At 53.0% G+C, this 13,758-nt stretch carries 10 protein-coding genes and 1 tRNA gene; 7 read left to right on the top strand and 4 right to left on the bottom strand.

The window, feature by feature from the left end; all coding sequences use genetic code 11:
- Positions 1 to 33: 33 nt before the first annotated feature.
- The 5 genes from sucC (at position 34) to lpdA (ending at position 8,367) form a co-directional block, all read left to right on the top strand.
- The gene (sucC, locus tag ABLW18_RS01645; protein WP_347823142.1) at positions 34 to 1,230 is read left to right on the top strand and encodes an ADP-forming succinate--CoA ligase subunit beta; all 1,197 of its coding nucleotides are present in this window, start codon (positions 34 to 36) and stop codon (positions 1,228 to 1,230) included.
- Between the two features lie 79 nt (positions 1,231 to 1,309).
- Positions 1,310 to 2,194, top strand: a complete 885-nt coding sequence (sucD, locus tag ABLW18_RS01650; protein WP_347823143.1) for a succinate--CoA ligase subunit alpha — start codon at positions 1,310 to 1,312, stop codon at positions 2,192 to 2,194.
- 156 nt (positions 2,195 to 2,350) lie between these two features.
- Positions 2,351 to 5,308, top strand: a complete 2,958-nt coding sequence (locus tag ABLW18_RS01655; RefSeq protein WP_347823144.1) for a 2-oxoglutarate dehydrogenase E1 component — start codon at positions 2,351 to 2,353, stop codon at positions 5,306 to 5,308.
- Positions 5,309 to 5,312: 4 nt separating this feature from the next.
- A complete protein-coding gene (odhB, locus tag ABLW18_RS01660; RefSeq protein WP_347823145.1) occupies positions 5,313 to 6,824 on the top strand; it encodes a 2-oxoglutarate dehydrogenase complex dihydrolipoyllysine-residue succinyltransferase in 1,512 nt (503 codons plus the stop codon).
- A 154-nt stretch (positions 6,825 to 6,978) separates the two neighbouring features.
- Positions 6,979 to 8,367 (top strand): dihydrolipoyl dehydrogenase, encoded by a 1,389-nt coding sequence (gene lpdA, locus ABLW18_RS01665; RefSeq protein ID WP_347823146.1) that lies wholly within the window; start codon positions 6,979 to 6,981, stop codon positions 8,365 to 8,367.
- A 66-nt stretch (positions 8,368 to 8,433) separates the two neighbouring features.
- Here the strand turns inward: lpdA and ABLW18_RS01670 are convergent, their stop codons facing one another.
- Positions 8,434 to 9,084 (bottom strand): GntR family transcriptional regulator, encoded by a 651-nt coding sequence (locus ABLW18_RS01670; RefSeq protein WP_347823147.1) that lies wholly within the window; start codon positions 9,082 to 9,084, stop codon positions 8,434 to 8,436.
- Between the two features lie 74 nt (positions 9,085 to 9,158).
- The gene (locus ABLW18_RS01675) at positions 9,159 to 9,869 is read right to left on the bottom strand and encodes a SprT family zinc-dependent metalloprotease (RefSeq protein ID WP_347823148.1); all 711 of its coding nucleotides are present in this window, start codon (positions 9,867 to 9,869) and stop codon (positions 9,159 to 9,161) included.
- A 97-nt stretch (positions 9,870 to 9,966) separates the two neighbouring features.
- On the opposite strand from ABLW18_RS01675, the gene ABLW18_RS01680 reads away from it, so the two are divergent.
- Positions 9,967 to 10,296, top strand: coding sequence for a TIGR02300 family protein (locus ABLW18_RS01680; RefSeq protein WP_347823149.1), 330 nt, complete (start codon positions 9,967 to 9,969; stop codon positions 10,294 to 10,296).
- A 71-nt stretch (positions 10,297 to 10,367) separates the two neighbouring features.
- Positions 10,368 to 10,443, top strand: a tRNA-Ala gene (locus ABLW18_RS01685).
- Between the two features lie 1,019 nt (positions 10,444 to 11,462).
- Here ABLW18_RS01685 and ABLW18_RS01690 read toward each other — a convergent pair.
- A complete protein-coding gene (locus ABLW18_RS01690; protein WP_347823150.1) occupies positions 11,463 to 12,209 on the bottom strand; it encodes a DUF1461 domain-containing protein in 747 nt (248 codons plus the stop codon).
- Between the two features lie 214 nt (positions 12,210 to 12,423).
- Positions 12,424 to 13,530 carry a glycine cleavage T C-terminal barrel domain-containing protein gene (locus ABLW18_RS01695; protein ID WP_347823151.1) on the bottom strand — a complete coding sequence of 369 codons (1,107 nt, stop codon included), beginning with the start codon at positions 13,528 to 13,530 and terminating at the stop codon, positions 12,424 to 12,426.
- Positions 13,531 to 13,758: the final 228 nt, after the last annotated feature.

Raw genomic sequence — 13,758 nt, forward strand, 5'->3', positions numbered from 1 at the left:
ATGCGATAAGTAATAAATTGCAGGATCAGCTCTATGAATATTCATGAATATCAAGCCAAAGCCCTATTGCGCAGCTACGGCGCACCTGTCAGCGACGGGCGCATTGTACTCAGCGCCGATGCCGCCAAAGCGGCAGCCTCGGAAATGGATGGTCCCCTATGGGTTGTGAAAGCTCAAATCCACGCCGGTGGGCGCGGGAAAGGCAGCTTTATTGAAGCCGACGCCGGCACAGCAGGTGGCGTGCGCCTGGCGCGATCGGTCAATGAAGCTGAAAAAGAAGCCAAGGCGATGCTGGGCCGCACACTTGTGACCAAACAAACCGGTCCTACCGGGAAATTGGTCAACCGGATCTATATCGAAGATGGCTCCGGTATTGAGAAAGAAATTTATCTCGCTATCCTGGTCGACCGCCAAACAAGCCGCATTTCTTTTGTGGCCTCCACTGAAGGCGGGATGGATATCGAAGAGGTGGCAGAAGCAACACCAGAAAAAATCCTCTCCTTCTCGGTGGATCCCGCCACTGGATATCAAGGCTTTCATGGCCGCCGCATCGCTTTTTCCCTTGGGCTCCAAGGCGCACAGGTCAAGCAATGTGTTAAATTGATGGGCCAGCTCTACAAAGCCTTCGTTGAAAAAGACATGGAGATGTTGGAGATCAACCCTTTGATCATCACCGATGGTGGAGATTTGAAAGTTCTAGATGCTAAAATTGGCTTCGATGGCAATGCGGTGTACCGCCATGCAGATATCGCCGAACTGCGCGACACCACCGAAGAGGACGCCCGTGAATTGGAAGCGTCCAAATATGATCTGAACTATATCGCCTTGGATGGCGAAATCGGGTGTATGGTCAACGGCGCTGGTCTGGCCATGGCCACCATGGACATCATCAAACTCTATGGCGCTGAGCCGGCGAACTTCCTCGATGTCGGCGGCGGCGCCACGAAAGAAAAAGTGACAGAAGCCTTCAAAATCATCACCTCTGATCCACAAGTGAAAGGTATTTTGGTCAATATCTTTGGTGGGATCATGCGCTGTGACGTGATTGCTGATGGCGTGGTCTCCGCGGTCAAAGAAGTGGGGCTTACGGTGCCTTTGGTCGTTCGCTTAGAGGGCACTAATGTGGATGAAGGCAAGCGGATCATCACCGAGAGCGGGCTGAATGTGATCGCAGCCGACAACCTCCGCGATGGGGCCAAAAAAATCGTTGCTGCTGTAAAGGCGCTGTAACGCGGCCCTGCGACCGCTGAATTGGAATTTTGCAGCCGGCCGAAACTGCCGCTGCTAACATACGAACGAGGAGCGCCGAATGGCTGTACTTATCGACGAGAACACCAAAGTCATCTGCCAGGGATTCACCGGCAGCCAGGGCACATTTCACTCAGAGCAAGCCATTGCCTATGGCACTAAAATGGTCGGTGGGGTCACCCCTGGCAAGGGCGGGCAAACCCATTTAAATCTGCCAGTTTTCAATTCTGTGCATGAGGCCAAATCTGTCACACAGGCCAATTCCACAGTCATCTATGTGCCGCCTCCCTTCGCAGCAGACTCCATTCTCGAAGCCATTGACGCGCAGATGGAAGTTATCGTCTGCATCACTGAAGGCATTCCCGTTTTGGACATGATGCGCGTTAAGCGGGTGCTTGAAGGCTCCTCGAGCCGGTTGATCGGGCCCAACTGCCCTGGGGTGATTACACCTGACGCCTGCAAAATTGGTATTATGCCAGGCCATATTCACCGCCGCGGCTCTGTCGGCGTGGTATCCCGCTCGGGCACTTTGACCTATGAGGCTGTAAAGCAAACCACCGATGTGGGATTGGGCCAATCCACCTGCGTCGGAATCGGCGGCGATCCGATCAAAGGCACAGAGCATATTGACGTGCTTGAATGGTTCCTTGCCGATGAAGAAACCCAATCAATAATAATGATCGGTGAAATTGGCGGCTCAGCCGAAGAGGAAGCCGCCCAATTTCTCGCCGATGAAAAGAAAAAAGGCCGCTGGAAACCAGTGGCAGGCTTCATTGCTGGCCGCACAGCTCCCGCGGGGCGCAGAATGGGGCACGCAGGCGCGATTGTCGCTGGCGGCAAAGGTGGCGCAGAAGATAAGATCGAAGCTATGAAAATGGCCGGAATTGTTGTCGCGGAGAGCCCTGCGAGCCTTGGCGAAGCGGTTTTGGCCGCGATCGACGCGTAATATGGGAGCGGTGGACATGACGCGTAGAGTCAAAGTAGATAATAGACGATCGCGCCCCGCATCAAAGCGCGCCCAAGGCGGCAAGGTTGCTTCTGTGAGCTCCCTTGCCGTGACACGTTCAACCCCTCTTTTTGTTCCTTACCAAGGTGTCATCCGATGACAGATCAGTCTGCAAACGATCAGTTCCATGCCTCAAGCTTTATGCAAGGCCACAACGCGGAATATCTAGAACAAATGCATGCCCGCTTCAGCGCCGACCCTGTGTCAGTCGACGCACAATGGGCAGAATTTTTTGCAGCAATGGGCGATGAGGACTGCGATGTTCGTGCCAAAGCCTCTGGCCCCTCATGGGCGCGCAGCGATTGGCCGCCCATGCCGATGGATGATCTCACATCTGCTTTTACCGGCGAATACCCAGCTGCGGCCGAGGCGCGCGACGCGGGTAAGAAAATCAGTAATAAGGCGGCTGAAACTGGGGCGTCCCTAAATGAGGATCAACTCAAACGCGCAGTGCTTGACGGTCTGCGGGCTTTGATGCTGATCCGTGCCTACCGCATCCGCGGCCACCTGGCGGCGGATCTGGATCCTTTGGGCATACGCGAGGATGATCCGCGCCCCGAGCTGGATCCAGCCAGCTACGGCTTCACCGAGGCCGATATGGACCGGCCGATTTTTCTCGATAATGTTTTGGGGCTGCAATTCGCCTCCATGCGTGAAATTTTGGAAATTGTTCGCCGCACCTATTGTGGCACTTTCGCTCTGCAATATATGCATATTTCCAATCCTGAAGAATCCTCTTGGCTCAAAGAGCGCATTGAAGGTTACGGCAAAGAAATCAGCTTCACCCGCGAGGGCCGCAAAGCCATTCTCAACAAATTGGTCGAGGCTGAAGGCTTCGAAAAATTTCTCCATGTCAAATATATGGGCACCAAACGCTTTGGGCTTGATGGCGGCGAAAGCTTGATCCCAGCGATGGAGCAGATCATCAAACGTGGCGGCGCCCTGGGCGTTAAAGACATCATCATCGGTATGCCCCACCGGGGCCGCCTGTCGGTGCTGGCCAATGTGATGGCCAAACCCTACCGCGCGATCTTTAACGAATTCCAAGGCGGCTCGTTCAAGCCCGAGGATGTCGATGGATCTGGCGATGTGAAATATCACCTCGGCGCCTCCTCCGATCGCGAATTTGATGGCAATTCCGTACATTTGTCGCTCACCGCCAACCCAAGCCATCTGGAGGCCGTCAATCCGGTCGTTTTGGGTAAAGCGCGCGCCAAACAGGATCAAAATCACGATACCGAGCGCACGGGTGTTCTTCCCATCTTGCTGCATGGAGATGCGGCCTTTGCAGGTCAAGGTGTCGTGGCAGAAGGGTTTGGACTATCGGGCCTTAAAGGGCATAAGACCGGTGGCACCATGCACATCGTGGTGAACAACCAAATCGGGTTCACCACCGCGCCGCACTTCAGCCGCTCCTCCCCCTATCCCACTGATATTGCTTTGATGGTTGAAGCACCAATTTTCCATGTCAACGGCGATGATCCAGAGGCCGTGGTCCATGCTGCCCGCGTCGCCACAGAATTCCGTCAAAAGTTCAAAAAAGACGTGGTTGTCGATATCATCTGCTATCGCCGCTTTGGTCACAACGAAGGCGATGAGCCGATGTTTACCAATCCGTTGATGTACAAAAAGATCAAAATACAAAAAACCACCCTCACACTTTATACAGAGCGCCTGGTGCGTGATGGCCTGATCCCCGAGGGCGAAATCGAAGATTTGAAGGCCAGTTTTCAGTCGCTTTTGAATGCGGAATTTGAAGCCGGTAAAGACTACAAGCCCAATAAAGCCGATTGGCTGGATGGGCGTTGGTCGAAAATGAATCGCCGCGGCGAAGAGTATCAACGCGGCGCCACTGCCATGGCCGAAGAGACATTTGATGAGGTCGCTCAAACCCTCTGCCGCGTGCCACAGGGCTTTACAATCCACAAAACCGTCCAGCGCATGTTGGATGCCAAATCAAAAGCACTGAGCAGCGGCGAAGGCATTGATTGGGCCACAGGCGAGGCTTTGGCCTTTGGTTCTTTGCTCACAGAGGGCCACCCGGTTCGACTGTCCGGGCAAGACAGCACACGCGGCACCTTTAGCCACCGCCACTCTGGGCTGGTCAATCAAGATACCGAAGAGCGCTATTACCCGCTCAACAATATCCGAGAAGGACAGGGCCAGTATGAAGTCATCGATTCCATGCTCTCCGAATATGCAGTCTTGGGCTTTGAATATGGCTACAGCTTAGCCGAGCCCAATGCTTTGGTCATGTGGGAGGCGCAATTTGGAGATTTTGCCAATGGCGCGCAGATCATGTTTGATCAATTCATCTCCAGCGGGGAGAGCAAATGGCTCCGCATGTCCGGTCTGACGATGCTGCTGCCCCATGGGTTTGAAGGCCAAGGGCCAGAACACAGCTCAGCCCGCCTTGAGCGCTTTTTGCAAATGTGCGGCCACGACAATTGGATTGTCGCCAATTGCACCACCCCGGCCAATTATTTCCATATTCTGCGCCGGCAAATTCACCGCACCTTCCGCAAGCCTTTGGTTCTCATGACGCCAAAATCTCTTTTGCGTCACAAGATGGCGGTGTCGAAGCGTGCAGAATTTACCACCGGATCCAGCTTTCACCGGGTGCTGTGGGATGATGCACAATATGGCAATTCTGAGACAAAATTGGTGGCGGACAAAAAGATCAAACGCGTGGTGATCTGTTCCGGCAAAGTCTATTACGATTTACTCGAAGACCGGGATGCCCGCGGCATTAATGATATCTATCTACTGCGGGTCGAGCAATTCTATCCTTTCCCCGCCATCTCGATGGTCAATGAATTGGAACGCTTCAAACAGGCTGAAATCGTCTGGTGCCAAGAAGAGCCGAAAAATCAGGGCGCTTGGAATTTTATCGAGCCAAATATTGAATGGGTTCTGACACGCATTGGCGCCAAATACAGCCGTCCGGCCTATGTCGGACGCGCGACCTCGGCCTCCCCCGCAACCGGGCTTGCTTCTATACACAAATCACAACAAGCCGCGCTCGTCGATGAAGCGCTTACGTTGAAAGGATAAAATCATGGCCACCGAAGTTCGTGTTCCCGCCCTGGGCGAATCTGTGACCGAGGCCACTGTCGCGACGTGGTTCAAAAAAGCCGGCGATCAAGTTGCTGTGGATGACATGCTCTGCGAGCTGGAGACAGATAAGGTCACAGTTGAAGTGCCAAGCCCCGTAGCTGGCACTTTGGCAGAAATCGTCGCTGCCGAAGGCGCAACCGTCAATGCGGAAGCGCTGTTGGCACAGATCAATGAGGGAGCCTCTGCCGCTGCCTCTGCCCCCGCGCCCACGGCCGCCACTCCCGCCGACAACTCAGCCGCTCCGGCGGCGCAAACCATCGCGGTAATGGTGCCGGTCTTGGGCGAATCAGTCAACGAAGCCACAGTCTCCACATGGTATAAAGCACCCGGCGATACGGTGGCACAGGACGAAATGCTCTGTGAACTGGAAACCGATAAGGTGAGTGTCGAAGTGCCTGCTCCGGCCGCTGGTGTTTTGGGTCAAATTCTGGCTGCTGAAGGCAGCACCGTACAAGCGGGCGGCCAATTGGCTGTAATTGGAGGGGAAATTTCCAGCGAAGCCACCCCGGCACAGGCAAGCGTCTCAGCCGCTGCTGCGAAAAGCCATGATGTGGAAGATGCCCCATCAGCGAAAAAACTCATGTCCGAGGCCGGCCTCACCCGCGATGCGGTCACCGCATCAGGCAAGGACAACCGCGTGATGAAGCAAGACGTTCAAAAAATCCTAGCCGCAACCCAGGCCGCAGCCGCGCCCCAGGCCGCTCCGATCCCGCCAGCCACTCCCATTCGAGCGGCGGTTTCTACAGATGACGCCACGCGCGAAGAGCGTGTGAAGATGACTCGCCTGCGCCAAACCATCGCCCGGCGGCTCAAGGATAGCCAGAACACTGCCGCTATGTTGACCACATACAATGAGGTCGACATGACCGAGGTAATGGCCCTGCGCAATGAATATAAAGATCTGTTTTTAAAGAAACATGGCGTGAAATTAGGCTTTATGTCTTTCTTCACGGTCGCTTGCTGCCATGCGCTGCGCGAGGTGCCAGAGGTCAACTCGGAAATTGATGGCGCTGATATTGTGTTCAAAAACTTCGTCCATATGGGCATCGCCACAGGCACGCCGACCGGCTTGGTGGTCCCCGTCATCCGCGACGCAGATTCCATGTCTTTTGCTGAGATCGAAAAAGCCATTGCCGAAAAAGGTGCCCGCGCCCGAGATGGCAAATTGTCCATGGCGGAAATGCAAGGTGGCACCTTTACCATTTCCAATGGTGGCGTCTACGGCTCGCTTATGTCTTCCCCAATTCTCAACCCGCCGCAATCGGGCATATTGGGTATGCATAAAATCCAAGATCGTCCGATCGCCATCAACGGCAAGGTGGTTATCCGCCCCATGATGTATCTGGCTTTGAGCTATGATCACCGGGTCGTCGACGGCAAAGGTGCGGTCACTTTCCTTGTGCGTGTCAAAGAGGCCTTGGAAGATCCACGCCGCCTGTTAATCGATCTTTGATCCGGCCGCGGTCAAACGCCACTGGCAACGGCCATAGTGTTCATTTTGGACAATTGTCCGTTATGATCTTTTTATGGCCTCACATAGTCTGAGTTCGGAACAGAAGTTCAACCATGGGCCCAGGGGCCCAACCTGAAAATAAAGGACCTTCGTTATGGCTTCTTATGATGTAATTGTGATTGGCTCCGGACCGGGCGGCTATGTCAGCGCTATTCGATGCGCTCAGCTGGGTCTGAAAACCGCCTGTGTCGAGGGGCGTGATACGCTGGGGGGAACCTGCCTGAATGTCGGCTGTATACCTTCCAAAGCCCTGCTGCATGCCAGCCACCAATTACATGAAGCACAACATAATTTTGCCAAAATGGGTTTGATTGCCGAAGATCCAAAGGTCGATTGGGCGAAGATGCAGGGCTACAAAACCGATGTGATTGATGGCAACACCAAGGGTATTGAGTTTCTATTCAAGAAAAACAAAATTGACTGGCTGAAAGGCTGGGGCAGCATTCCTGCGGCGGGTCAGGTCAAAGTTGGCGATGACATCCACCAGGCCAAACACATCATCATCGCGTCGGGCTCCGAGCCCTCGAGCCTGCCTGGAATTGAAATCGACGAAAAAACAGTCGTAACCTCCACAGGCGCTCTGGCATTGGAGAAAATTCCGAGCAAACTGGTGGTGATCGGCGCGGGTGTCATTGGTTTGGAATTGGGATCTGTTTACGCGCGGCTGGGCGCTGAGGTTGAGGTCATTGAATTTTTGGACGATGTCACCCCCGGTATGGATGGCGAGATCCAAAAAACCTTCCTCAGAATTCTCAAAAAACAGGGCCTCAAGTTCACCATGGGCGCCGCAGTGCGATCGGTTGCGGTCAAAAAAGGCAAAGCAACTGTTTCTTATGTCAAGCGGAAAAAGGACAGCGAGCATGAGGTCGAGGCCGATGTGGTGCTTGTCGCCACGGGACGACGCCCCTATGTCGACGGCCTCAGATTGGACGCGCTTGGCGTCACTCTCACTGAACGCGGTCAAATCCAAACTGATGCACATTATGCCACCTCTGTTCCAGGTATTTACGCTATTGGCGACGCAATTTCTGGCCCCATGCTGGCCCATAAGGCCGAGGATGAAGGCATGGCCGTGGCAGAAATTTTGGCCGGGCAAGCCGGTCATGTGAATTATGATGTGATCCCCGGTGTGATCTACACGCATCCGGAGGTCGCCACCGTTGGCAAAACCGAAGAGCAATTGAAAGAGGCAGGCCGAGCCTATAAGGCCGGCAAGTTCTCTTTTATGGGCAATGGTCGAGCGAAAGCAAATTTCGCCTCCGATGGCTTTGTGAAAATCCTTTCGGACGCTCAGACCGACCGTATTCTTGGCGCTCATATCATCGGCCCGATGGCAGGAGATCTGATCCATGAAATCTGCGTGGCGATGGAATTTGGCGCCGCCGCTGAAGACTTGGCCCGCACCTGCCACGCTCATCCCACCTATTCCGAAGCTGTGCGCGAGGCGGCTTTGGCCTGTGGCGATGGGGCAATTCACAGCTGAGCACACCACCGTCGTCTGGGATTTGCATTTTATGTATCTTCAGCCCTGCGCCCATGGGCCTGGGCCTTAGCGCGCCAACATGCGTAAGCCCTGGGTGACATCCGCCCGCACGGCCACCCTCAAGCCCGGTTCGTCGCCGGCTTTTAAGGCCGCAAGAATTAGGCGGTGATGCATTGGCGGATCCTTGCGTTGCAACCGGCCATATAGAGCCCGCATCGTCGGGCCCATTTGCAGCCACACCGTCTCGACCGTTGCCAGCATCGCCGGCGCCTGCGCCCGCAAATAAAGCGTGCGGTGAAACTCGAGATTGGTGCGAATGTAAGTCACAGCGTCCGCCTTCGCCACAGCAACAGAAATGGCGTTATTTATGGTTTGCAACCGCTCAACCAGCGCCATATGCGCGCGCGGCAAGGCCCGCGTAGCCAATTCCACCTCAATCAACGCCCGCAGGGCCGCAAGCTCCTCAATCCGATCATTGGTCAGAGCCGGCGTTTGGAACCGTCCACTCACCGAAATACTCAAAGCCCCCTCTGTCGCCAGCCGCTTCAACGCCTCGCGCACCGGGGTCACTGAGACCGAAAATTCCTCAGCCACGCCGCGCAGGGTCATCGCCTGCCCCGGGCTCACTTCGCCGTACATGATCCGCATGCGCAAACTGCGGTAAAGCTGGTCATGAGCGGCCAAATAGCTGTCTTGTAATTTCTTTGCCATTTGCATTTGTGATCACAATTGACCATGGCTGTCAAACGCCAGTTGCCTGTAGCCGGCACGCGGCGCGCACTCGGTCGCGGCTAGAAGTGATAACGGTGCAGATCTTCACCATGACGCTTGAGCCAGTCGCGCTGTTGCTGATGACCCGGAAAGAGGCGCTCAACAAGCGCCCAAAATGCAGCCGAGTGATTCATCTGTTCCAAATGCGCCACCTCATGAGCCGCCACATAGCGCAGCACCTGGGGTGGCGCCATGATCAAGCGCCAGGAGAAGTTCAGATTTCCCTGTATCGAACACGACCCCCATCTTGAGGTGGTGTCCCGCAGCGTCAGGCGTCCATAGGGCCGCCCGAGATGTTCGGAGTAGTGATTGACAGCCTCGTGCAGCGCGAAACGCGCTTGCAGCTTCAAAAAGGCTTTCACGCGCGCAGGAACCAGAGATTCGTGACCCGGCACCAACAGATGCGCCCCTTTAAGCACAACCTGCCGCCCCGCGCCGGTGCGAATGGTCAACTGTCGACCCGCAAAGGGCACTTGACGGTCCAAACCAGCATGAGCCACTTGCGGCAAGTCGGCCAAATGCGCACGGATCCAGGATTCTTTTTCCAAAATAAAATTTTTTGCCTGCTCCACCGGGCAAGACAAGGGCAGGCTAAGCGTCACCTGCCCTTTGAGGCGCGAGATCCGCAGTGACAGCCGGCTTGCCTGGCGCGATGGGCGCAGCTGCACCGTAATTTCAGGCCGTCCGGGCAGTATGAGCTGCCGATCAGCGGTATTTGAGTGCAGATTCATCCCAGATATCCAAGAATTAATAGATTTCACCTTTGACACTGCCTCTTGTGTATGGCACTCGGCACAGATTGTCACCGATTGCGAGAGGGGAAAACCCATGCCGAACGAAGAATGGGGTACCAAACGTATTTGCCCCACCACAGGCAAGCGTTTTTACGACTTGAATAAAGATCCGATCATCAGCCCCTATACGGGCGAAACTGTTACGCTTGATGCAAATAAAGGCCGCACGATGGTGGCCGATGCGGAAGACGTGCAAACAACAAAGATGAATGAAGCCGATACCGATGCCGAGACCGATGAAGTGGTGTTGGACGATGATGACGTCGATGTAGATTTGGGCGATGATGTGCTTGATGACGACGACGACGACACGGTTTCATTGGATGAGATCGCAGATGTCGCCACAGACGACGACGAAAGCTAAATTTCTTTGCTTGGCGCGCTGATTTCCTCTTGATCCCGCGCCGGGCCTTGCCTAGACAGCATGCTATTAGAGGGCCCTTAGCTCAGCTGGGAGAGCGCCTGCATGGCATGCAGGAGGTCAGCGGTTCGATCCCGCTAGGGTCCACCATTTTCCAAAATTTTTAAAACAGCGATCTGTGTTTCAACCCTCGATTAACGGGTAAATCACCGGCATCCGTCACAATTCACACATTATTGAGTTTGCGAATCTGTACATTAAAATTTACCTAGATGACTGAGTGGTATGGGAGGACTGATATGAAATATTCAGTTCTCACAATTAATTGGGGTTCAGAATTTTTTTCTGAACATGTGAACATATTGTTCAGGGCCGCAAAAGATATGAGCTCTTTGGATTTTCCAGTTTATCTGTACGACCGATGATCCCAAGGGTTTGGATTAGAATATCATCAGCTTGCAGATTCCAATTAGCGGGCTTGATGCGTTTCCCAAAACAGAGGGCGCTTGGCCCAAACTGTGTTTGTGTCATCTTGAGATTGCCGAGACGCTCGACATCGTGGTGTTCTTAGATATTGACACTGTCTTGACTGGCAATACGGATCCTTTCTTTGAGGATCCTAGTCAATCGCTCCGAATGCTGAGTTGCGGCCCACGCTGGAGGCAGTTTGATCCGAGTTTTGAGCCCATGGGAGCCACGAGCGTTTTTACCTATCGGCCCTCTTTTCACACAAACATCTTTGATGCCTTTCGCAAAGATTCGGAATGTGCATAAACGAATAACGTTGTTGAGCAAGGATTTGTTGCCGCTCATGCGCGTGAGAAAGATTACTATCCACTGGAATGGATACAGAGTTTCAAATATCATTTGCGGCGTCAGTATTTTATGGACATATTTGTGCCGCCCTTGAAGCCTGCCCCTGAAACCCTAATGGTCGCTTTCCATGGCTTTCCGCGTCCCAACTTCGTTGTCGACAAATCAAGCCGTGGGGCGAGATTCCCACGCTGAGGGCTGCACAGACCGAAGTGGTTGATCGACTATTGGGATAAATATAAAGATATTTGATAATTTTAGCTATTATGCCTGCTCTGTCGTCTCAAGGTTTTCTGGTCCGGCCATTCTTGTCGCAGGTCTCAGCCCATGGTTTCAGAACCCTGCCTAAACAGCCGCTAACTTAAAATTTTATTGATGACAGCGGAGAGTAAAACCCAGATTACAAAAGTGCTTACCAGCAACAAGATTGATATGCTCCCAAATAATGGCTCGGTCAGCATCGTCGTCATCAATGAGTCCTGAAAATAAAAATGCCAAGGCGCCATGCCCGCAAAAACCCATTCATGAAGGGAATAAAAAACTCTTTGAGGACCAACTGCCAATACAATGCCACAACAAAATAACAAAAGTGTCAGCATGCTCAAAAATGATTTTGCGATAGTGTAAGGTGTCCATATATCGATATTTTTCCAAACTTTGCATATCCAGAAAGCCATCACGAGAACACCTAGAATGGCCGCAAGATATGACAATATTCTACTGAAATGGCCGATTAATCGTGCCACATCATTTAAATGGTCAATTTCTGGCTGCGTAAGAAACGTATCAATTATTTTGCCACCGGTGTCCCGATAAACAATTTCTTTTAGACCCTTACCGCCATTATTAACGGATCGAACAATTTCCCCAAATATTTTTACCCGCTCCAACTTCGTTGTCGTCTCAAAACCATTTCGGTTCCTATTTTGAGGGCCGAATTTGTCAATTTGCTCCTCAATTCCGTTGTATTCATATATTTGGGAAAAAAAGAAATTTGTCTCCGACAATGCACGCCATGACAACATTAAGCAGACAGCGAGTAGCATCAACGATAGGGTTGAATTTATGAGAGCTCTTACCAACAGTCTAAACTCTGATACCATTAAACATCTCAAATCTATCGGATTTTATTGGCGCCGTCAAGTTGATGGTTCCATTCTACACGCTCGCAACCGTTTGGACGCTATCTTTCAAAGACCTCTGCATAACGCCATTTCCACAAAGACATGTGGGCAGCGCCTGCCGGGGTGGGCGCATAATTGCGGTAGCAAAGTGTTATGGCTTGGCAGCCGGGTTATGCAGGGGTCTATTAAAGCGTCACAAAAATGGCATCTCCACCAGCCTTGCCTCGACCATCCGGCCGCCGGCGCGAGACAAAGTTACTTTGTCGCCTACCATGCAGCTGCGTGAGATCAACGCGTAGCCAATATTTTTGTTCATACGCGGAGACCAAACACAATTGGTCATATCACCGACTTTCCGCCCATCAACGGTGATATATTCCCAAGAAAAGCCCAGAGGATCAGGCGTTTCACCGTCTAAGATCAAACCAAGTTGATGACGCTTAGGCCCCTCCGCATGGATCCGGCGCAGCGCCTGAATGCCGATCACGTCATCCGGCACATCCAAGTCAATATAGTTGCCCAAGCGCACCTCATAAGGATTGGTGGTGCCATCGCTATCAGAGCCACAGCTCACCAGACCGCTTTCGGTCCGCTCAGGTGAGGTTGGGCCACCATTGCCGATGTCAAAAGTAGCGCCGGCTTCTTTGACAATCTTCCACAGCTCATCGCCGCGTGTTCCATCGCGCAGGTAAATCTCAAACCCGCCTTGTTTTGACCACCCCGAGCGTTGCACGGCCACTGGAATTCCATTGATTTCAGTTTCAGAGAACCAAAAATATTTCAAATCATTTACCCAGTCGCCAAAGATTGACGAAACAACCGCTCCGGCTTTTGGCCCTTGCACCGCCAAGGGCGAAACATCCGGCTCAGAAATTTTCACATTCAAGCCACGTTCAGCAGCGATCGCACGGGCCCAAAACCAAATATCACTGTCAGAAATCGAAAACCAAAACAGATCTTCGCGCAGTTTGAGTAAAATTGGATCATTGATCAAAATACCTTCGTGATTGCAAAGCGGCACATATTTGCCTTGCCCGATCTTGCATTTTGACAAATCGCGCGGGCTGAGGATCTGCGCCAATTTAGCGGCATCGGGTCCTTCAAGCTGCACCTGCCGCTCCGCACCCACGTCCCACATGACGACCCCATTCAACAGGTCCCAATATTCCTTATCCTTATCGCCAAAACTGGCCGGCAAAATCATCCGGTTGTAGATCGAGGCATTTGTACAGCCCTCGGCAACCACCGAGTTGAAGAAGGGCGACGGACGCAACCGCGCAGTGGCATGGACCTGAAACATTTTGAGCTCCTAATATGACGCTAAAACGCGCTTTAGTGCAGGCAGGCCCCGTCTGGCAATCCCCGGAATTGCAGCTGCAATGTGACCTTGCGTCATCAGTATGACCAAGACATTAAATCCGGGGCCCGTTTCGACCAAATCGCATAAAGTTGCGCATCAGAATCCAGGTCGAAAACTGCGTATTTTCTTTGCCGCTTTGTCACAAAAATTGAGCTAAATCCCTTCCCC

This window comes from uncultured Planktomarina sp. (genome assembly GCA_943788425.1).
Lineage (GTDB): Bacteria > Pseudomonadota > Alphaproteobacteria > Rhodobacterales > Rhodobacteraceae > Planktomarina.